This window comes from Herbiconiux sp. 11R-BC (assembly GCF_049472555.1).
Taxonomy (GTDB): Bacteria; Actinomycetota; Actinomycetes; order Actinomycetales; family Microbacteriaceae; genus Herbiconiux.
On sequence record NZ_JBCEBO010000001.1, the window covers coordinates 1,032,565 to 1,053,462 of the forward strand.

Annotated in this window: 14 protein-coding genes; 8 read left to right on the forward strand and 6 right to left on the reverse strand. The window is 71.4% G+C overall.

The features are described from left to right. Positions 1–27 precede the first annotated feature (27 nt). Entirely contained in the window at positions 28–834 is an 807-nt protein-coding gene (locus VD659_RS04550) for an IclR family transcriptional regulator domain-containing protein (RefSeq protein WP_423259929.1), read from the forward strand. Continuing rightward, positions 834–1,460, forward strand: coding sequence for an NADPH-dependent FMN reductase (locus tag VD659_RS04555; protein WP_423259930.1), 627 nt, complete (start codon positions 834–836; stop codon positions 1,458–1,460). Before VD659_RS04550 ends, VD659_RS04555 begins: the two co-directional genes overlap by 1 nt. 158 nt (positions 1,461–1,618) lie before the next feature. On the opposite strand, the gene VD659_RS04560 is transcribed toward VD659_RS04555, so the two are convergent. Next, positions 1,619–2,278 carry a Pr6Pr family membrane protein gene (locus VD659_RS04560; protein ID WP_423259931.1) on the reverse strand — a complete coding sequence of 220 codons (660 nt, stop codon included), beginning with the start codon at positions 2,276–2,278 and terminating at the stop codon, positions 1,619–1,621. Between the two features lie 227 nt (positions 2,279–2,505). Then, positions 2,506–2,736: a hypothetical protein gene (locus VD659_RS04565; protein ID WP_423259932.1), complete on the reverse strand. Its 231-nt coding sequence runs from the start codon at positions 2,734–2,736 to the stop codon at positions 2,506–2,508. Between the two features lie 495 nt (positions 2,737–3,231). Between VD659_RS04565 and VD659_RS04570 the strand changes: the two genes are divergently transcribed. The 3 genes from VD659_RS04570 (at position 3,232) to VD659_RS04580 (ending at position 8,283) form a co-directional block, all read left to right on the forward strand. Then, positions 3,232–4,917, forward strand: coding sequence for a DUF222 domain-containing protein (locus VD659_RS04570; RefSeq protein WP_423259933.1), 1,686 nt, complete (start codon positions 3,232–3,234; stop codon positions 4,915–4,917). Between the two features lie 632 nt (positions 4,918–5,549). Then, positions 5,550–6,590 (forward strand): aldo/keto reductase, encoded by a 1,041-nt coding sequence (locus VD659_RS04575; RefSeq protein WP_423259934.1) that lies wholly within the window; start codon positions 5,550–5,552, stop codon positions 6,588–6,590. Positions 6,591–6,921: 331 nt separating this feature from the next. Next, positions 6,922–8,283, forward strand: a complete 1,362-nt coding sequence (locus tag VD659_RS04580) for an ion channel protein (protein ID WP_423259935.1) — start codon at positions 6,922–6,924, stop codon at positions 8,281–8,283. Here the strand turns inward: VD659_RS04580 and VD659_RS04585 are convergent. The 3 genes from VD659_RS04585 to VD659_RS04595 form a co-directional block, all read right to left on the reverse strand. Then, on the reverse strand, positions 8,280–9,320 hold the full coding sequence (locus tag VD659_RS04585; RefSeq protein WP_423259936.1) for an NAD(P)-dependent alcohol dehydrogenase: 1,041 nt from the start codon (positions 9,318–9,320) through the stop codon (positions 8,280–8,282). The genes VD659_RS04580 and VD659_RS04585 overlap by 4 nt on opposite strands. 136 nt (positions 9,321–9,456) lie before the next feature. Continuing rightward, on the reverse strand, positions 9,457–9,972 hold the full coding sequence (locus tag VD659_RS04590; protein ID WP_423259937.1) for a hypothetical protein: 516 nt from the start codon (positions 9,970–9,972) through the stop codon (positions 9,457–9,459). A gap of 177 nt (positions 9,973–10,149) precedes the next feature. Continuing rightward, a complete protein-coding gene (locus tag VD659_RS04595) occupies positions 10,150–15,594 on the reverse strand; it encodes an ExeM/NucH family extracellular endonuclease (protein ID WP_423259938.1) in 5,445 nt (1,814 codons plus the stop codon). A 405-nt stretch (positions 15,595–15,999) separates the two neighbouring features. Between VD659_RS04595 and VD659_RS04600 the strand changes: the two genes are divergently transcribed. From VD659_RS04600 to VD659_RS04610, 3 genes are read left to right on the forward strand one after another with little or no spacing between them, the layout of a single operon-like run. Next, positions 16,000–17,055, forward strand: a complete 1,056-nt coding sequence (locus VD659_RS04600; protein WP_423259939.1) for a hypothetical protein — start codon at positions 16,000–16,002, stop codon at positions 17,053–17,055. After that, positions 17,052–17,831 carry an ABC transporter ATP-binding protein gene (locus VD659_RS04605; RefSeq protein WP_423259940.1) on the forward strand — a complete coding sequence of 260 codons (780 nt, stop codon included), beginning with the start codon at positions 17,052–17,054 and terminating at the stop codon, positions 17,829–17,831. The genes VD659_RS04600 and VD659_RS04605 overlap by 4 nt, the downstream gene beginning before the upstream one ends. Continuing rightward, a complete protein-coding gene (locus VD659_RS04610) occupies positions 17,828–19,117 on the forward strand; it encodes an ABC transporter permease (RefSeq protein ID WP_423259941.1) in 1,290 nt (429 codons plus the stop codon). The genes VD659_RS04605 and VD659_RS04610 overlap by 4 nt, the downstream gene beginning before the upstream one ends. A 23-nt stretch (positions 19,118–19,140) precedes the next feature. On the opposite strand, the gene VD659_RS04615 is transcribed toward VD659_RS04610, so the two are convergent. Next, positions 19,141–20,898, reverse strand: a complete 1,758-nt coding sequence (locus tag VD659_RS04615) for a choice-of-anchor G family protein (RefSeq protein WP_423259942.1) — start codon at positions 20,896–20,898, stop codon at positions 19,141–19,143.

Genomic DNA, 20,898 nt, shown 5'->3' on the forward strand with positions numbered 1-20,898 from the left:
CCGACCGGCCGACCCAAACGGAGGACCATGCGCGAGACCCGGGAGACCTCAGGGCCGGAGTTCATCGAGGCGATCGCCCGCGGACTGGACGTCATCCGCGCCTTCGGCACGCTCGGCCAGAGCCTCAGCCTCAGCGAGCTCTCCGCGGCGACCGGCCTCGCCCGGCCCACTGTGCGGCGCATCCTGCTGACCCTCGACGAGCTCGGCTACGTGCGCGCCGCCGACGGCACGTTCTCGCTCACCCCGCGCGTGCTCGACCTCGGCATGGCCTACGTCTCGGCGAGCAGCATCTGGGAGATCGCCCGCCCGCACCTCGAGGAGCTGAGCCGCTCGGTCGGGCAGTCCTGCTCGCTCGCCGAGCTCGACGGCTCCGACGTGGTCTACGTGGCCCGCGTCGCGGTGCCGAAGCTCGTGGCACTGTCGGTGACGATCGGAACGCGGTTCCCGGCGGCCGCGACCTCGCTCGGCAAGGTGCTGCTCGCCGCCCTGCCGGCCGACGAGCTCGAGAGGGTGCTCGCCGTGCCGTCGCGCGCATCCGTGACCCCGTCGTGGAATCCGGATGCGCAGGAGATCGAGGCGGCGCTGCGCGAGGTGCGGGCCGCCGGCTGGGCGCTCACCGACCAGCAGCTGGCGCCCGCCATCCGCTCGATCGCCGCGCCCGTGCGCGACGGATCGGGCCGGGTCGTCGCCGCGGTGAACGTGAACGCGCATGCGATGGAGACGAGCGTGGAGACGCTGGTCGGCGACTACCTGCCGAAGCTGCTCACCACGGCGAGCGCCCTCAGCGCCGACTGGGCGCGCTGGCAGAGCCGTCCGCTCGCGGAGGTGAGCTGATGGGCGGCGAGCCGGTGAGCGCCGCGCCTGGGCCTGCACCGCTGAGCCCCGGGCCGGTGAGCGTGCCGCGGCTGCTCGTCATCGTCGCGAGCACCCGGCCGGGGCGCGTGGGCGGGGCCGTCGGCGACTGGGTGCGCGCGCGGGCCGAGGAGTCCGGTGCGTTCGACGTCGATGTCGCCGATCTCGCCGAGTTGCGGCTGCCTTTTCTCGACGAGGCCGCGCATCCGCGGCTCCGCCGCTACGAGCACGACCACACTCACCGTTGGAGCGCGCAGGTGGACGCCGCCGACGCGGTGGTGATCGTGATGCCGGAGTACAACCACAGCTTCACTGCGCCGCTGAAGAACGCCCTCGACTTCCTGGTGCAGGAGTGGGACGGCAAGCGCGTGGGGCTCGTGAGCTACGGCGGGCTCTCGGGCGGAACCCGGGCCGTGGTGGCGCTGCAGCCCGTGCTGGCGAACCTCGGGATGCTCGGCGTGCACAGCAACGTCGAGATCGCCTGGGTGGCCGAGCACGTCTCCGCGGGCGTGTTCACCGCCACGGAGCGGCACGAGCGGGCGCTCGCCGCCCAGCTCGCCGAGCTCGCGGCCGCGGCCGGGGCCGGGGCGTCTGCTCCGGGCGCCTAGCGCGAACCCGGCGGTGCGGCCGCGCGATCCGCGCCGGGCGTCGCGCCGCCCCGGGCAGTCCACGCCGTCCGCGGCGGCGCCGAGGATTGCGGCCCGCTCAGGCTACCGCGCTCCGGCCAGCATGCTCAGTCCAGGATGCTCAGGCCAGCGTCATGGGATCATGACCGGGCCGCGCGCGCATGCGCAACCCCGCCCCCGCGGGTGCGCATCCGCCTCGAGAACAGCACGGCGAGCGCCCCGAGGCCGACGAGCACCACGAGCAGCGCGCCGATGTAGCCGAATACGCTGCTCCAGCCGGCGGTCGCCGGGTCGAGGAACGGGTAAGGGTAGATCGTGCCCCCGCTCGCCGCCGCCCGGAGGAAGGTGTAGCCGGCCCACGCCACCGGGAACGCGGGCACGATCCAGAGCGATCGCCAGGGCAGCGCGGGGCGGCCCGGGGCGAGCAGCCAGTCGAGCACGAGCAGCAAGGGCGCCCAGACGTGCATCACCTCGTTGGGCCAGTCGGGGCCTGCGTAGCCGTGGGCGGGTTGCCCGCGCAGGAGCAGGTTGAACACGCCGGCGGTGATGAGGGAGTACGTGAGCACCGCCATCCGGATGCCTGTGAAGGCCACCGGGTCGCGCGCGGTCCTGAGCGCGAGCGCCGCGCCGGCGATCAGCACGGCGATGGTGAGGAGGGTGGTCTCGATGGTGAAGTAGCTGAAGTACTCCCACGGGTCGAAGGCGCCGTTGGCGGCACGGTCGCCGATCTGGATGCCGACCGTGACGGCCAGGCCGAGCCCGGCGAGCATCCGGAGCGCGCCGGCGATGCGTCTGTTCACGGCAGTGGTTCGGAGCGGGGGCGCGCGCCGGATGGGTGGGGTGGGGGCGTCAGCACCGCGCCCGAACGAAACGAAGGAGTTGAGGTGCGACACGCCGCTGAAACCTCCGTCGAAGCGGCGTGGCGCGCGGATGCTCCTTCGTTTTGCCTCGCGTTCGGGCCGGCTGACGGGGCGGGCGGACCGGTCGGTGGGGCGGCATCCGTTCGCCTGGCGCCGTCAGCGCGCGATCAGCGGCGCTGGCGAGGGAGCTTGCGGATGCGTGCGGCCACGACGATGCAGAACGCGGCAGCCGCGACGATCACCGCGAGGCTCACGGCGAGCGTGATGTCGAGAGTGATGCGCAGGCCGTCGGTGGTCGCCGTGTAATTGAAGACGAGCGAGGCGAGCGCTCCCAGGCAGCCGAGCACGGCGACGATGAGCGAACCGAGGAACTGGCGGGTGAGTCGGTTGTGGTCCACGCCCGTATTCTGCCACCGACGGCTGGATGCCTCGTGCCCGCACTTCGATGCCGGCCCCGCTCGGCACCCACCGCCGCGTACTCCGCTCGACGACCGCGCCGCCCGGCTCGACTCGACTCGACCACCGCGCCACTCCGTTCGACGCTCCGCTCCTCTCGACGGCCACCCCGCTCCGCTCGACTCGACCGCCACAGCGCTCCGTTCGACTCGACCGCCACCCGGCTCCGCTCGACTCGACCGCCAAAGCGCCCGGCTTGACTCGACGGTCGCGCCGCCCAGCTTGACTCGACGGCCGCGCCGCTCCGCTCGACGGCCACCCCGCTCTGCTCCGTTCGACGGCCACCCCGCTCCGCTCGATGCCCGCTCCCACCGCGCGCGCCTCTCGACGCCTCACCCCCCCATACGGCTCGATGCGACGGCTGCGCGGCGATCGAGCTACACCCCGGCGTGCCCCCATCACACCCGATGTCGGTGGCATGGTATTGACTGATCCTCATGAAGCAGAACCGCGATCCCGGCTTGCAGCCCGCCCCACACCAGGGTGCTGCCGCCTACGCGCGCGCGGCTGATTCGCGCTCGTCGGTGATCGCTGCCCTCGAGGCGAACGAGCGCCGCGTCGACGCCTTGCACGGAGAGCGGATGCGTTTGCTGGCCCTCGCAGCCCTGACCGCCGAGCAGGCCGCCGAGATCGGCGCCGCCCTGCGTGAGTCGGCATCGAGTGAACCCGTATCGTCAGGTTCCGACACCGCGCCGCCGACGGCATCCCTCTCGGCCACCGAAGCGCGCCGGCGGGAGCTCGAGCGGCGCTCGCTCGTGGCCGAGATCGCGACCGCTCTGCACTTCTCCGAAGCCACGGTGTGCGGCCTGCTCGACGACGCCGAGACACTCGCGGCATCCCTGCCCGAGACCTTCACGGCCCTTCGCTCGGGCACGATCTCGCTCCGGCATGCGCGCACGATGGCGGGCAACGCCCGATCGCTGCCGGCATCCGCTCACGGCGATTTCGAGGCCGCAGCACTTCCCGAGGCCGCTGCACTCACCGCGGCCCAGTTCACCCAGCGGGTGCGGGTGCTGCGTGAGTCGACGCATCCGGAGTCCATCGAGGTGCGGCACCGAGCCGCCCGCGAGGAGCGCGGGGTGTGGCTCGATCCCGAGCGCGACGGCATGGCCGCTCTGCACTGCCTGCTCCCGGCTGTCGACGCGCTGGCCATCGACGACGCCCTCGACCAGATCGCGCGAGCCCTCCGCGAGGCCGACGACGGCCCGACCGTCTGCGAGAACACTCCGGCCGGCGGCGAGGATGCCCCGATCAGTGGGGACGAGGCCCCGGTGGGTGGGGACAAGGCCCCGGTGGGTGGAGTCGAGGGCCCGGTAGGGCGAGCTGCCGCCCCGGCAGGGGGAAACGCGACCGCCATAGGCGCCGACGCGGCCCCGGCGGATACCCACGGGGGCTTGCTGGGTGGAGACGAAGTCCCCTCGCGGGGAGACGATGCCCCAGTGCATGGAAATGGCTCCCCGCGCTTTGTCGGATCCGAGCGGCGAACGCATGCCCAGCGCCGGGCCGACGCCTTCGTCGACCTGCTGCTCGGCCGCGAGAGCCGCGCCACGGCGCTGGCCCGAACCGTCGCACCCAACCTCATGGTCACCGTGCCGGTGCTGACACTGCTGCAGCACGCCGACGAGCCGGGTGAGCTGCACGGCTACGGCCCGATCCCACCCTCCACGGCCCGGCGGCTGGCAGCGCGGGCGCCCTCGTTCCTTCGCATCCTCACGCACCCCGACACGGGCGAGACCCTCTCGGTCGGCCGCGAGCGGTACCGACCACCCGCCGATCTGCGCCTCGCCCTCATCGCCGAAGACGAGACCTGCCGCTTTCCGGGATGCCGGCGCCGAGCGGCTCGCTGCGAACTCGACCACACCCACGACTGGGCCACCGGCGGCGCCACCTCCCGCGACAACCTCGCCCACCTCTGCCCCAAGCACCACCATCTCAAGCACGACACCGCCTGGACCGTGCGCCCCGGCCCCGCCCGCACCCTCACCTGGACCTCCCCCACCGGCCGCGAGCACACCACCCAGCCCATGGGCCGCCCCGTCTTCCGGCCGCCCACCCGGCCCTCGAGCCACCCCTCCACGCCACCCCGCCGCGCAGGCACCCCCACTTTCGAGTCCCCTCCGTGATGCTCGGCGCCCTTCCGCTTGCGCGCCGGTCCGCCCCGCACCAATCCGTACCAACCAGCGGCCGCCAGTCCACGCCCTCCCAGCCGCGCCCTCTCGGCGCGCACCCAACCGCGCCCTCCCCACCGCGCCCTCTCAGCGCCCACCCACTCGCGCCCTGCCAGCGCCCACCCGCGCCCTCCCCACCGCGCCCTCTCAGCGCCCACCCAACCGCGCCCTCCCAACCGCGCCCTCTCGGCGCGCACCCACCCGCGTCCTCTCAGCGCCCACCCATCCGCGCCCTCTCGGCGCGCACCCACCCGCGCCCTCCCAACCGCGCCCTCTCAGCGCCCACCCACCCGCGCCTCCCGTCCCCCGGTAGCCCAAGCTCCTGCCGCACACCACCTGCTCTCAGTCCCGGGCCTCTCCGTCGCACCCCCTCGCCCCTGACCCAGAGCGCATCCACTCCACCGCGACCGCTTCCGCTTCCGCTTCCGCTTCCAGGGGGGCACCACACCCCTGCCCGCACCCACACCACACGCGCCCACTCACCGGGACGCCGTGCATCCTTCCACCACATACGCCGATCCGCCAAGCGCTCCCCTCGGCCATCGGCGAGAATCGAGAGGCACACGATTCCGGTGAACAGGACGACCATGACCGATCAGCACACCACCCCCGATCCACGCGCCAACACCGACTCGCGCGCCCCCACCCCCACCACCACCCCCGACACCGAACCCGCCGGCGAGCTCGCCTCCCGGCTCGGTCTCGGGCTCGCCGCCCTCGGCCGGCCCGCCTACATCACCACCGGGCGCACGGCCGACCTCGGCGCCGATGCGAGCACCGACCGCTCCGTCGAAGCCCTCCGCGCCCGCGCCCACAGCCAGCTCGACGCCGCCTGGTGGCTGGGCATCCGCTACGTCGACGCGGCCCGCTCCTACGGGCTCGCCGAGCAGTTCCTCGGATCGTGGCTCGCCGCGCATCCGGGCCGCCGCGACGAGCTCACGATCGGCTCGAAGTGGGGCTACGAGTACATCGGCGACTGGCAGATGCAGGCCGCCGCACACGAGCGCAAGGAACACAGCCTCGCCATGCTCGACCGCCAATGGCCCGAGACCCAGGATGCGCTCGGCACCGACCCCGACGTGTACCTCATCCACTCGCTCACGCCCGACAGCCCCGCACTCGCCGACGAACCGCTCCTCGAACGCCTACGCGAGATTGCTGCGCGCGGTGTGCGCGTCGGCTTCTCCACCAGCGGACCCGAGCAGGCCACCGTGATCGAACGCGCCCTCGCCCTTCCCGATTCGCCGTTCTCCGCGGTGCAGACCACCTGGAACCTGCTCGAACCCTCCGCGGGCGACGCCCTCGCCGCCGCCAACGAGGCCCGCTGGCTCGTCGTGGTGAAAGAAGTGCTCGCGAACGGCCGGCTCACCCCCGAGGGGGCGGGTCCGAACGAAGCGGATGCCGTGGCCGCGGCGGGCGCAGACGGCCAACCGCTCGACGGGCTGGCCATCGGCGCCGCGGTCGCGCATCCCTGGGCCGACATCGTGCTGACCGGGGCCGTCACCCGCCGGCAGCTGCGCGAGAACCTCGCCGCCCGGGTGCCCGGCCTCCCGGAAGCGCGAATCGCCTCGCTCGCCGAGCCGCCCGAGCGCTACTGGGCCGAGCGCAGCGCCCGCGCCTGGACCTGACGGCGCCACAGGCCGGCGGCCGAGCCATCCTGACCCTCGACTGACGCGGCCTCACCCGGCCCGACGCGCGCCGGAGCCGACGAGGCCGATCGACCCGACCGACCCGACCGACCGGGTGACGCACATCCGGCACGCGCACACCGGGCCCCCTCGCTCCGGCCACACCACGCAGCCCCTCCCGCCCGGCCCCGGCCGCCGTGCACGCCCCGCGCCCACGCCGCCACGCCTGCGCCGCCGCGCCCACACGCCCGCGCCCACGCCCCCGCCCCCGCGCCTGCCATGCTGGGTGCATCGCGATGCCGGAGGAGCGAGCGAGCACGGGGAGGCCACCATGTCGACGAACACCGCAGGAAGCCCGGAAGCAGCGCCGGGCTCCCCCTCGAGCGGGCCGGTGCCCGCCGACAAGCCGCCGGCCTCGACCGTACGCACCCTCGTGCGGCTGTCGCTGCCCGCGATCATCATCGGCGTCGTCAGCGCCCTCGTGCTGTGGGCGGTCGAAGAGGTCGCCGCGCTGCTCGAGCACGGCCTCTGGGACGGACTCCCCCACGCGCTCGGCATCGACCCCGACTCCGGCTGGTGGATCTTCTCCATCCTCACCACCACGGGCGTGGCCGTGGGCCTCGTGCTGTGGCTCGTGCCCGGGCACGGCGGCCGGGATTCCGCGACCACCGAACTCATCGCCCCGGCGCCCGCCCTGGCGGTGCTGCCGTCGCTGCTGCTCGTCACCGTGCTCGGCCTCGCCGGCGGCGTGAGCCTGGGCCCCGAAGGACCGATCATCGCGATCAACACGGGCATCCTGGTGTGGCTCATCGGACGGCTCTTCCCGAAGGTCCCGAGGCAGCTCGTCGTGTTGATCGTGGCCGCCGGCACCATCGGCGCCCTCTTCGGCACCCCCGTCGCGGCCGCCCTCGTGTTCACCGGCGTGGTGGGCGCCCTCAAGATGCCCGGGGCGCTCTGGGACAAGCTCTTCCTTCCGCTGGTCTCGGCAGCGGCCGGGTCGATCACGATGATGTTCCTCGGGCATCCCTCGTTCGCCATCGCGATGCCGGCGTACACCGCCATCGCGCCGTGGGACCTGCTCTCCGCCGTGGTCGTCGCCGCCGTCTCGGCCGCGCTCGGCATCCTCGCAGCCACCGTCTTCCCCCGCGTGCACGGGGCGTTCCGGATGCTGCGCAACCCCCTGCTGTACGTGGGCCTGGGCGGCGTCATCCTGGGCGTCCTCGGCGCGATCGGCGGGCCGATCACCCTGTTCAAGGGGCTGTCGCAGATGGCCCAGCTCGTGGGGGAACGCGATCAGCTCACCGTGGGCACGCTCGCGCTCATCGTGGCGGTGAAGGTCGTCGCCCTCGTGATCAGCGCCGCGGCCGGGTTCCGGGGCGGCCGCATCTTCCCGGCCGTCTTCATCGGCGCGGCCGTCGGGGTGCTCGCGAACGCGGTGCTGCCCGGCATCCCGCTCCCCGTCGCCGTGGCGGCCGGAGTGCTCGGCATGACGCTCGCGATCTCGCGCGACGGCTGGATCGCCCTCTTCGTCGGCGTGGCGGTCACCGGCTCGGTGGTGGTGCTGCCGCTCCTGTGCATCGCGGTGCTCCCGGCCTGGCTGCTGGTCTCCCGCGCCCCCGAGATGATCGTGCATCACCCGGAGGACGCGCCGGCCCAGCCTGCACCAGCAGCCCGGGCCGGCGCTGCGGACTAGATCGTCGCCGCGTCGATCACGAAGCGGTAGCGCACATCCGAGCGCAGCACGCGCTCATAGGCCTCGTTGACCGAGGCGGCGTCGATGAGCTCGATCTCGGGTGCGATGCCGTGCTCGGCGCAGAAGTCGAGCATCTCCTGGGTCTCCCGGATGCTCCCGATGCCCGATCCCGCGAACGAGCGGCGGTTGCCGAACAGCGTGAACACCTGCACCGGGAGCGCCTCGGGCGGCGCGCCCACACTCACGAGCGTGCCGTCGAGGCGCAGGAGGCGCAGGTAGGCGTTGATGTCGATGGGGGCGCTCACCGAGTTGATGATGAGGTCGAACGAGTTCGCCAGAGTCGTGAAGGTCTCGGGGTCGCTCGTGGCGAAGTAGTGGTCGGCGCCGAGGCGCAGCCCGTCCTCCTGCTTGCTGAGCGACTGCGAGAGCACGGTGACCTCGGCGCCCATGGCGTGAGCGATCTTCACGGCCATGTGGCCGAGCCCGCCCATGCCGACGACGGCCACCTTCTTGCCAGGGCCGGCGTTCCAGTGCGCGAGCGGGGAGTAGGTGGTGATGCCGGCGCACAGCAGCGGCGCGGCAGCCTCGTAGGGGATCGACTCTGGCACCTTCAGCACGAAGTCCTCGACCACCACGACGTGGGTGGAGTAGCCGCCCTGCGTGATGGTTCCGTCACGGTCGACGGAGGCGTAGGTGCCGGTGTTGCCATTCAGGCAGTACTGCTCGGCGCCGGCGAGGCAGTTCTCGCACTCGCGGCAGGAGTTCACCATGCAGCCCACGCCCACGCGGTCGCCGACGGCGTGCAGCGTGACCGCGGAGCCGACCTCGGTGACGACGCCCACGATCTCGTGGCCGACGACCTGCGGGTAGGCGATCGGTCCCCACTCACCGCGCACGGTGTGGATGTCGGAGTGGCAGATGCCGGCGTAGGCGATCTCGATGAGCACGTCGCTCGGGCCGAGGTCACGGCGCTCGATGGTGGTCTTGACGAGGGGTTCGGTGGCGGAGGGGGCAGCGTAGGCGTTGACAGTCAGCACCCCTCGATTTTCGCAGACCCCCGCCCGCCTGACCGCCGCGAGACAGGTAACGACCGGACCCCTCTCGAGGGAATACCGTCGCGCCGGCAATCGGGGAACTACACGATCGACGACGGCGTGCTCGTGATTGTCGTTGTCACAATAGGCCGCCGCCGCGAAGTCTACGAGCGCTGAGCAGACGCCGAATGTTGATCGCCAGACCAGTCACGAGACCGATCACCACCAAGGCGACGCCGAGGACAGCAACTTCCACCAAGGGAAGGAACCACGCCCCCGTATCGGCATAGATCTGCGGATCGACCTCGGGATCAGGGAGCCCGGCCGCCGGCATGTCGAAGAAGACCCATGCGGGAACGACGCCGATCAGGGTAAAGCCGCACGCCACGGCGATTCGCGCAGCACCCTCGATCGGCGGAATGCCCGGCGGAGCCTCGGTCACCACGTAGTGGAGCCCGTAGGCGCACGTGCCCCACACGGTCGCGAAGATGACGGCGACGATCGCATCGGCCATGCCCCGCGAAACCATCGCTTCGATCCACGACTGGCCGAAGCGCAAGGGCACGATCAAGTAAACCGCGAGGATGCCGGCCGCGAAGGACGCAGTGATCCACCATCGCGCCACCGAGGCGTGGTCCGCCTTGATCCAGGCCATTCGTCTCCCCGGTGTCGCGCCCCCGGACTTGTCGAGAGTCGTAGGGAGAACCTACCCGAGCAGGGAACTGCCCCGCGAACGGCGACGGCCGGCGGATGCGTGAGGTGCGCATCCGCCGGCCGTCGCCGTGAGGTGGGGGCAGGGCGGGGCGACGAGAGGCCGCCCCGCCCCAGCCGGCTACGGGATCGGGCAGGCCGTGAGGTCCGCCACCGCCTTCGACAGCGAGTTCTCCCCGCCGAGCAGCGTGACCCGGGTGGCCCCGAGCCCCTCGATCTGCGTCAGCGTCTCGGCCGGCACGCAGGTGCCCGGCACCGCGAACAGCGGGCCGCCCACCTGGGGCGCGTAGGCCGAGCCCGAGAGCGCATCCGGGAACTTCTCACCGGTGACGAGCACGACGCGCCCGGCCGAGGTGATGAAGTGCTCGTTGATGGCCCGCGAGGCCGCGTAGCGGTCGGCGCCGCCGAGCCGCACGGTGGTGGCGACCGTCTGCGCCTGAGCGAGGATGCCGTCGGAGACCGACAGCGCGCCACCGGCCACCGCGATCTCCGTGACCTTGAGGTCCTTCAGCAGCTGCAGGGTCGCCGCGTCCAGCGTGGGCTGGGCGCCGTTCACCAGGATGACCGGCCCGCGCCCGTCGACCGCCGCACCCGCCGACAGGGCGTCGGCGAAGGTCGATCCGGTCGCGAGCACCGCCACCGCGGCTCCGTCGGGGAAGGCCGCCTTGGCGACGTTCCGCGAGGCCTCGAAGCGGTCGGCGCCGCCGATGCGCGAGACCGTGGCGATGGTTCCGAGCTCGGTCGCGACCGCCGCCGTCACCGTGTCGGTGCCGCCGACCACGACGATCTTCGTCGGGGCGAGCCGCTGGATCTCGGCCTTCACCTGCGCCGGCAGCGAGCTGCGGTTGGTGAGCAGGATCGGCGCACCGGCCAGGGTGGCCGCCGGAGCCGCGGAGAGCGCATCCGGGAACACCTCGCCCGACACCACGTAGACGGTGTCGGCGTGGTCGAAGGCGTCCTTCGACGCGTTCACCGCCACCTCGAAGCGGTCGGCGCCGGTGATGCGATCGGTGGTGATCGACGTGGGCTCCGCCACCTGCACCGGGATGCGCACCACGGTTCCCGAGGGAGCCGCGGTCAGCACCAGCTCGCTCGAGGCCGGGGCGTCGAGCGGAACCACGACGTCGACCGAAGCCGTGCCGTCGGTGACCGGGATGGCCGGGAAGGTCGCCGCCGAACCCGTCCACGACACGGACAGCGAGGTGTTCTTCGGGCTGCCGAGCGAGGTGAGGTCGAGCTTCGAGACCGTCGCGGTGAAGTGCGCCGCGGGGTCGACCGGCTGGGCGGCCACGTTCGTGACCTGCACGGCCTTGCGGTCGAACGACGGCGCCAGCGGCGAGTTGGCGGTGATGTACGAGATCCACGCGTCCCGGTCGATGAGGCCCGAGTCGCGGGCGTTCGTGCCCTTGGCCAGCTCGTGGAAGTTGTCGCCGCCCGAGGTGAGGAAGCTGAACGTCCCGATCCGGTACGAGGCCGCCGGGTCGATGGCGGTGCCACCCACCCAGATGCCCGTGATGCGATCGCCCTTCGGCCGGGTCTCGTCGTAGCTGTACTGCACGTTGTCCGAGAGACCGAGCTTCAGGAACGAGCGCGACGGCACGGTGCCGTCGGCGTTCGTCTGCCACTGCTGCTCGAGGACCGTCTTGAACTGCGCGCCCGTGAGCGAGGTGGTCCAGAGGTTGTTCACGAACGGCAGCACGCTGTTGGCCTCCGCGTAGGTCACGACTCCGGCGGTGTTCGCCGGGTTCGTGGAGGTGTCGGCCGCGAACAGCAGGTCGGCGCGCAGGCCGCCCGGGTTCACGACGCCGATGGTCGCACCACCCCGGTCGGGCGAGCTGAGGCTCGAGACGAGCGAGTCCGCCACCACGTTGCCCAGGGTGGATTCGGATGCGCGGTCGTCGCGGGTGCCGCCCGTCCACTTTCCGTCGGGGCCGTAGCTCCCGCCGCTGAACGCCGTCGTGATGTCGCTCGACACCGAGCCGATCGGGGTGTTGCCGACCGTGGCCGCGTGCGCGAGCGCCGCATCCACGATGCTCTTCACCTCGGCGACCCGCGGGTACTGCGTGGTGAGCTGAGCATCGGTGGGGTCGGTCGCCGTGGCCGTCATGCGCGGCACGATCTTCGAGGTGTAGCTCTTCAGCGCACCCGTCGAGGCGTCGAGCGTGAGCACGGCGCTGGCGACGTTGGTGCCGTATTCGCCGGCTTCGAGGATCGGACGGGTCTTGCCCTCCTGGCCGGGGATCGGCACGTCCCACGCATACTGCTTGTGGGTGTGGCCGTTGAAGATGGCCGCGACCTTCGGCGAGGTCTGCGTCGCGATCTTCGCGAACGGACCTCCGGCGGCGATCTCCTGCTCGAGGGTCGCGTCGGGCGTGCCGAGGCCCGCGCCCTCGTGGTAGGTCGCGATCAGCACGTCGGCCTCGCCGTTCGACGGGTCACCGTCGGTCAGCTGGTCGGCCACGCGGTTGACCGCGTCGACCGGGTCGCCGAAGTCGAGCCCGGCGATGCGGTCGGGCGACACGAGCGACGGGGTGTCCTGCGTGACGGTGCCGATGATGCCGATCGTGAGGCCTTCGTACTCCTGCAGGGCGTACTGCGGCAGCGCCGGAGTGGTCGTGCCCTTGTTGTAGACGTTCGCGCCCAGGTAGTCCCACAGGGCGTTCCGGTCGCCGTCCGCACCGATGATGCGGCCGGTCAGGTCGGCGTAGCCCTGGTCGAACTCGTGGTTGCCCACGGCGCCCGCCCGAAGGTCGAGGGCGTTGAGCACGTCGATCGTCGGCTGGTCCTGCTGCGTGGCCGAGGCGAACAGCGAGGCGCCCACGTTGTCACCGGAGGTGACGAACAGCGTGTGCTCGTCGCCCGCGGTGGCGCGCAGCTTCTCGATCGTCGCCGCGAACCGCAGGGTGTTGGCGTCGATCCGACCGTGGAAGTCGTTGATGCCGATCAGGTTGAGATCGATCGTCGACGGGGCGACCGGGGCGAAGTCGTAGCCCACCACGACGGGGTCGTGGTCGCTCGAGCGGTACTGGTCGGCCGTGTAGAAGTCGGTCAGGTTGTAGTTGTAGCGGCTGTACTCGAGGGCGATCGACGCGCCCGAGTTGATGTTCCAGATGTCGGTGCCGGTGACCTTCGCGTCGGCGGAGGGCGAGGCGTAGACGTGGTCGAGCGAGCCGCTCTGGCCGCTGAACGAGTAGCTGTACTCTGCTGCCTTCCCGTTCTGGCCCGTTTTGGCGCCCTGGTCGACGTAGCCCGCGTCGGTGATGACGACCGCCGGGTCCTCCTTCGAGTAGGCGTTGAAGTCGCCGATCAGGAACACGTCGCTCGTGCCCAGCTGGCTCTGCAGCGAGGTCGAGAAGGCGAGTAGCGCGTTGGCCTGAGCCACCCGCGAGGCGTTGGACGCACCCTGGCCGTCGCCCTGGTCGGCGTCGGCCCCCGAGCCGGAGCCCTTCGACTTGAAGTGGTTCACGATGGCGATGAACGACTGGCTGTCCGCGCCGCCCTTCGGCTTGAACTGCTGCGCGAGCGGCTGGCGGGCGTTGGCGAAGGCCGGGTCGATCAGCACGTGCGAGGCGCCGACCGGCTCCACCGCATCCGTCTTGTAGATGAAGGCGGTGCGGATGACGTCCTGCTGCGCGAGCGCGGGCAGCTGGTCGGCCGCCGGCGACGGCACGAAGGCCCACGGGCCTGCACCGGACGGCAGCGCGGCGTTCAGGGCGTCGACGAGCGTGGAGAGGCTCGCGTCGCGGTCGAGGCCGAACTTCACCGAGTTCTCGATCTCCTCGAGCGACACGACCTCGGCGCCGAGCCCGTTGATGGCGGAGACGATCTTCGCCTGCTGGCGGGCGAGGTCGTCGGCCTCGGCTGCGCCGCGGGCGTCGCATCCGGTGTTCACGGTGACCTTGTTGCCGTCGCGGTCGGTGTAGAACGAGCATCCGGAGAGCTGGTCACCGGTGGTGGTGAAGTAGTTCAGCACGTTGAATCCGGCGATCTGGATGTCGCCGCCCACCGCATCCGGTGCGGCGGGGCGCACGTCGCTGAACGTCACCGGCGGGGTGCCGGCGGCCGTGAGCTGCGTGGTGGGTTGGAACTTCCAGACGTTGTTGCGGAAGTCGAAGACCACGGGCTGCGTGAACGTCGCGGCCGACCCGACCGTGATGTGCGGGTTCTGCGTGAGGAACGGCAGCGCGATGCCCTTGTTGGCGTTCGAGCCGAGGAAGTTGAGGCTCGAGCCGTCGTCGAGTGCCACCGAGCGGGCCGCGTTGTCGGCCACGGCCGCCGCGTACTCCGGCGTGCCCGGGCGGGCGATCTCGGTGGGGCTGATCAGCGGCGTCGTGCCCGAGGCCAGGCCGATCTCGGCGTACTGGTTGGTGGAGTACGTGTTCGAGACCGTGAACGCGCCCTGCGGAGCGAGCAGCATGCCCTCGAGGCTCTCGCGCTGCGTCGCGTCACCGGGCAGGGCGACGGATGCCGGCTGCACCGGCGTGAGCGGGGTGTCGAGCTTCACCAGGCCGGCGGCCGAGGTGACGTTGAACTCGGTGAGGCCACTGAACTCGGAGACGTAGCCGGTGACCTGCACGGAGTCGCCGACGGCGACGGATGCGGCGGTCGAGGGCGAGTACACGAAGATCGCGTCCGACGCGGTGTGCGTGGCGAGGTCGATCGTTCCGCCGGTTCCCGCGGTCTGGATGTAGTAGCCGTTGAAGCCGCCGCTGCCGTAGGCCGCGGTGACGACACCGGTCGTGGTGACCTCGGGCTTGTCGGCGGTGGCGAAGGGCGAGGTGTCGCCCGTGCCCTGCAGCTCGGCGATGGTGTGCGCGCCGGGAACGGGGGCGTCGGTGGGCACCGGCGAGTCCGTGGGGGTCGGAGAGTCGGTGGGCGTCGGGGAATCCGTCGGCGTCGGGGTGCCCTCGGCCGGGGTCGAGGAGTTCTGCGGAGTGACGGTGCCGGTCGAGGTGAAGTCGGCGCTGTTGACGTCGGTGTCGGCGTGGTCGGTGCGCGCGAGGGAGTTGGGCACTCCGTTGGCCCCGTCGACCGCGGCGACCGAGCCCTCGAAGGTGTTCGAGGTGCCGTAGCCCAGCAGGTCGACGATGTCGGCGTTGCCGGTGACCGACCCGGTGGCGGGCGTGAGCGGCGTGGCCACGTCGGCGAGGAAGAGGGTGCCCGTGGTTCCGCTCGGATTGAGTGCGCCGGCGAGGTCCAGATCCGGCGCCGGGAGGTCGGCACCGACGGGCGTGGAGCCGTTCCCGTTGAACTGCACGAGGAAGTAGCTGCCGGCCTTGATCGAGCCGCTGAGCGCCGCGACGCCGTTGGCGGCCGCGGAGCCGGTGCCCGAGCGGTACTGCAGCGACCAGCCGTCGAGCGACACGGCGGCGCTGCCGGGGTTGAAGAGCTCGACGAACTTCTTGTTGTAGGGGGCGCTCGCGCTCCCGCCCTTGAGGTAGGCCTCGTTGATGACGACGCCGGTGCCGTCGACGCTGGCGGATGCGGACGATGCGACGCCGATCAGGGGCGCGGCGAACAGCGCTCCCCCCACGATCGTCGCGAGAACCGCTCTTGCGGTTCTCATAGCTTTCTTCGACATGGATCTCCTAGAACTCACGGGTCACACGGATCCGGCAATGCTAAGAGGCTCAAACCACGAAAGGGAAGCTGAACATTTCGTTCGGGTAAATTCAGAGAAACTGAACTATTGTCACCCGAATGGGGGTCGCAAGACTAAGCGAACTCACCCCCGGCTGGCAAGGCCACAGCCGTCGGACAAGACGATTTCACCCTCGATCGGGGCACATCCGGCCGATTTCACCCTCGCACGCGACGGTCGGCCCGTCGAGGGCGGCGGCCGGCAGGTTCACAAAGAATTAATGTTCGAGGGCGCCGCGGATGCCGCTTCCGAAGGATCGCCGTCGAGGGGGATCGCATAGGGTATGACCGATCGACCTGACGACAGCTGTCGGGCAACGAGAGGATGTCAGTGGGAATCACACGCACCTGGGTCTTCCCCATCATCCGGATCCTTCTGGTCGCCGCGATCGCCGTGGCCCTCGGCAAACTGGCGTTCTTCCCCGACCGGGCCGAAGAAGCGAGTCCTGCGGTTCCCACGGGCGAGATCGTCGAGCCTCGCACCACGGTCGCGCTCGGCACCATCACGAACGACGTGGTGCTGCAGGCGTCGGTTTCCGCAGACCCGGCCGTGCCGGTGAAGTCGACGGCGGCAGGCACGGTCGACGAGATCTTCGTGGCGCAAGGCGCCGCCGTGGCGGCCGGAGACGTCGTCTTCGACGTGAAGGTGCCGATCGAACGCGATCCGGCCCAGAGCGTGGATGCGGAGGGCAAGCCGCTGCCCGCGATCTTCCGCTACGAGGAGGTCACGGCCCCGAGCTCGGGGATTCTCAGCTCGCTCTCCGTGATCGAGGGACAGGATGTCACGATCGGGCTCGCAGCCGGGCAGATCGCGCCTCCGACCTTCTCGGTGTCGGGCGCGCTGCAGCCCGCTCAGCAGTACCGGCTGATCACGCAGCCGACGGAGGCGACCGTCGCCATCACCGGCGGACCGGCACCCTTCACCTGCACGGGGCTGCGCATCACGACGCCGCTGCCGGGAAGCAGCCAGGACTCCACCGGCGGATCCGGCGCCGCGGGCGGCACAGGCGGTGGGACGGGGTCGGGCACCACGGTGAGCTGCCCGGTCCCCGGCGACGTCACCGTGTTCTCGGGTCTGGCCGCGCAGATGACCATCACCGGCGGCAAGGCGGAGAACGTCCTCGTCGTGCCGACGACCGCGGTGCGGGGCGCAGCCCAGACCGGCACCGTGTGGGTCTCGGCCGCCGACGGCAGCACCGAGCAGCGCGCGGTGGGACTGGGACTCAGCGACGGCAGCCAGGTGCAGGTGACCGGCGGGCTGAGCGAGGGCGAGGAGATCCTCCAGTTCGCTCCCGGAGCGCTCGCCGACCCCGGCGGAGCGGGTGGGGACTGCGGCGCCGTGCCGCCCGGAAGCGCGGGCTGCGGCGGCGCGGTGATCGTGCGGTGAGCCTCCTCCGGCTCGAGGAGGTCACACGGACGGTCATTCCCCCCGACCAGCCGGCCCTCACCATCCTCAGCGGCGTCGATCTCACGGTCGAACGCGGCGACCGCATCTCGATCGTCGGCCGGTCCGGATCGGGCAAGTCCACGCTGCTGAACCTCCTGGGGCTGCTCGATCTGCCCACCAGCGGCACCATCACCTTCGACGACCGGCCAGTGAAGAGCTACTCGGGCGCCGAGCGCGATCGCGTCCGGGGCGCACGGATCGGGTTCGTGTTCCAGCAATTCAATCTGCTGCCCGGGCGCACGGCGCTCGAGAACGTGGCGATGCCGCTGCTCTATGCCACCGGACGGCAGTTCTGGCGCCGGCGCGCCCTCGCGGCCGAGATGCTCGAGCAGGTCGGGCTCGGGCACCGGCTCGAGAGCATGCCCGACCGGCTCTCGGGCGGCGAGCAGCAGCGCGTGGCCATCGCGCGGTCGCTCGTACGCGGGCCGAATCTGATCCTCGCCGACGAGCCCACCGGCGCACTGGACCTCGACACGGGGCAGAGCGTGATGGAGCTGATCGACGACGTGGCGACGCGCACGGGAGCGGCGCTGGTGACCATCACGCACGATCCGGCGATCGCCCGGCGGGCCCGCGACCACTTCCGGCTGGACCGCGGCGTTCTGACGCGGGTGGCGGATCCCGAGCTCGAGCCGGCGTCTCGCCGTGAGCTCCGCGCCATGGCCGCCACCCTCGAACTCGACCAGCGCCCCGACACGTCCGGGGGCGGCGCATGAGGGCCGTGACCGGGTTCGTCGGCGCCGTGCTGGAGGCGTGGCAGGAGCTGAGGGTGCACCGAACCCGCGTGCTGCTCTCGCTCGTGGGCGTGGCGGTGGCCGTGTGCTCCCTCACCACGGTCGTGGCCCTGGGCGCGATTCTGCAGCAGTCCAACGAGGAGCTCAGCGAACGCTCGAGCGGACGGCCGGCGACGCTGTACGTGTCGGCGTACACGACCGACGGCAGCACCGTCGACCCGGCGAAGATGGAAGCGGTCTGGGACGAGATGCTCGACCGCTACGACATCTCCTACGCCAGCCGGGTGATGCAGTCGAGCCTGCTCGTGCCCTTCGCGACCGGTGGAGTGCCGGTGATGACCCAGGCGGTCGACCAGCCCTACGGGGAGATGCACCGGGTGCGTCTCTCCGAGGGAGCCTGGTTCTCTCCGTCCGACGCCGAGCAGCTCGCACCGCGACTCGTCGTGAACCAGGTGTTCTACGACCGGATCGGCCGGCCCGATCTGGCGACGCACCCCACGGTGGCGCTCGGCGGGCAGGGAATCGTGGGAGGGGCATCCGGAGTCGCCGCCGGCGGGACGACAGCGGTGATCGTCGGCGTGACGCCCGCCGCGAGCTGGGAGACCGAGCCCTCGATGTTCATGCTGGCGGGGCAGCTGCAGGCCTTGCAGGAGGCCGCCGCGAGCGGATCCGGGTCGACGGGGGTCTCCAGCGGCCCGTTCGACGGGGGTTCTCAGACGCAGTACGAGATGTGGGTGCCGCCCGCGGCATCCGATGACCTCATGGCGGCGGCGCGACGCGACGTGCAGGCCGCCCTCGGCGACTCCGTGACGGTCGACGTGCTCCGGCAGGACTACGCGCAGTACGGCGACGATCCATTCCTGGTGACGAAGCTCGTCGTGGGGGGCATCGCCGTGCTCGTGCTCCTCCTCGGGGCGCTCGGCCTGGTGAACATCGCGCTGGTGACCGTGAAACAGCGCGTGCGCGAGATCGGCATCCGGCGCAGCTTCGGAGCGACTGCGGGCCGGGTGTTCTTCGCCGTGATGATGGAGAGCGTCGTGGCGACCATCGCGGCGGGAGCGGCGGGCGTGGCGGCGGCGATACTGATCGTGCAGAGCCCGTGGGTGCACGATGCCGTGGGGCAGGGTCTGGTGAGCGACTTCCCGCCCTTCCCGATGGACGCCGCCCTGCTCGGCCTCGCCGCCGCCACCGCGGTCGGTGCGGTCGCGGGCCTCCTGCCCGCGCTCGTCGCCGTGCGCGTCAAGGTCATCGACGCCATCCGGTACTGAGCACGGCAGGAGGACCCGCTGTGTCAGGGCCCGGTGGCCGGCCCGGCCGAGGCCGTTCCGAACACCACGTGGGCGACGTCGCCCGGAACCAGGAAGTCGGCCAACCCGATCCGCAGCGCCGAGACGAGGTACTGCGCACTCGAGCTGCCGGTGGCGGGGGTGTAGCTCGATCCCGGAGGCGCCCCGGCCTGGTCGGGTTGCACGTTCACCATCACCGAGAGCACGTTCGGCAGCGCGTCGACCACGAGCGACAGCGCGTCGACGAGATCGGTCACCACCCCGGCGAGCGTCGAGCCGAGCGTGTTCACCGCCGCGATCGCCGTCGAGGTGACGACGCCGGCGACCGGCACGATCAACCCCGTCGCCAGACCCGACAAGCCCGACAGGATGGCCGCCACACTCGTTCCGAGGAGGCCGAGGGCGATGTTCAGCACCGACACCAGGCCCAGCACGTCGAGGTCGACGGTGAACTGGAAGCCGGGCGGCGGCGAGAGCAGGCTCGACAGCGGCGCCGTGAGAGCGACGTGCACCTTCACGATCTGCAGCGCCGAACTCAGCACGCTCACGTTCGCCGTGAGGTCGACGGTGAGCACCGCGTTCTCGATGGCCGTGGTGAGCGCGTTCGTGATCTCCGACAGCCGGGCGTCGAGCAGGTCTCCCACCCGCGTGACGATGGGGTCGAGAACCGCCGCGTTCAGCACCAGCTCGGTGTTGGGCGCCAGGTTGTTCAACCCGTCGGGCCCCGTTCCGAGCAGGCCCTCGAGATCGACGTCGATCGTGCCTGCGCCGAGATCGATCGTCACCACGCCGTCGGACAGCGGATCCGTCAACAGCGTTCCGAGCGCTCCCGTCAGGTTCAGCCCGGAGAGGGAGACGTTCCCGGTGAAGGTGCCGAGGCCCAGCCCGCTCACGAGCGTCCCGAGGATGTTGTTGCGGATCGTCTGCGCGATCAGCCCGTTCGTGCCGAGCAGGGAGTTCACCGCCGACTGGATGGTCGGGACGCCCGAGTTCACGTCGGTCACGAGAGTGCCGAGCAACGGGCTGTCGAGCTGCAGCCCGAGGCCCGCGACACCGTAGTCGCGCACGACTCCGGTGACCGAGCCGTCGCCCCAGAGCGCCGACTTGAGGGCCGCGCACCAGTCGAGCGTGGAGCTCGCGGCGACCGCGCCCACCTGCAGCTGCGCATCCGCGATGCCCGCCACCGAGGGCAGCAGATCGCTGAGCGCGATCGTGGCCGGCCCCGGCAGGTCCGACGGCGGTGTGGTGGGCGTCACCATCACACCACCCGAGTTGTTCACGAGTCCGGACGCCCCCGCCGCGGTGCCGAAGCCCGACACCTGCGAGTACTGGTTCACCGCGCCGGCCGAGCCGAGCGGCAACCCGACGGTGAGGCCGGTGAGGTCGAGCCCCACGATGCCCGAGAGCACCGAGACGTCGAGGGGGTTCGCGTAGGTGGAGGTGGGCGGCACCGAACCGAGGTCGACCGCATCCGGTGGCGTCACCGTCACGGCGCCCCCGGCGTCGATGCTCTGGGTCATGCCCTCGAGCGCGGCGACGCCGTCGAGGTTCTGGCCGAGCAGCTCGCCCGACAAGAACCTCCCGAACGAGGTGGTGGCGTAGCCGGTGTCGGCTCCGCAGTCGAAGGAGGAGGTGCCGACGTTCCCGTGCACCCACTCGGAGTCGGGCCAGGATGCCGTGGTCGACGCGATCGTCGACGGCACGAGGGCGACGGTGAGCACGGTGGCGCTCAGCAGGCCGATGGTCGTGGTGAGTCGTCGCAT

What these genes read in the sequence shown, in the direction of transcription:
- VD659_RS04550 (WP_423259929.1), top strand. Translation starts at nt 28, where the DNA reads ATGCGCGAGACCCGGGAGACCTCAGGGCCGGAGTTCATCGAGGCGATC.
- VD659_RS04555 (WP_423259930.1), top strand. Translation starts at nt 834, where the DNA reads ATGGGCGGCGAGCCGGTGAGCGCCGCGCCTGGGCCTGCACCGCTGAGC.
- VD659_RS04570 (WP_423259933.1), top strand. Translation starts at nt 3,232, where the DNA reads ATGAAGCAGAACCGCGATCCCGGCTTGCAGCCCGCCCCACACCAGGGT.
- VD659_RS04575 (WP_423259934.1), top strand. Translation starts at nt 5,550, where the DNA reads ATGACCGATCAGCACACCACCCCCGATCCACGCGCCAACACCGACTCG.
- VD659_RS04580 (WP_423259935.1), top strand. Translation starts at nt 6,922, where the DNA reads ATGTCGACGAACACCGCAGGAAGCCCGGAAGCAGCGCCGGGCTCCCCC.
- VD659_RS04590 (WP_423259937.1), bottom strand. Translation starts at nt 9,972, where the DNA reads ATGGCCTGGATCAAGGCGGACCACGCCTCGGTGGCGCGATGGTGGATC.
- VD659_RS04595 (WP_423259938.1), bottom strand. Translation starts at nt 15,594, where the DNA reads ATGAGAACCGCAAGAGCGGTTCTCGCGACGATCGTGGGGGGAGCGCTG.
- VD659_RS04610 (WP_423259941.1), top strand. Translation starts at nt 17,828, where the DNA reads ATGAGGGCCGTGACCGGGTTCGTCGGCGCCGTGCTGGAGGCGTGGCAG.
- VD659_RS04615 (WP_423259942.1), bottom strand. Translation starts at nt 20,898, where the DNA reads ATGCGACGACTCACCACGACCATCGGCCTGCTGAGCGCCACCGTGCTC.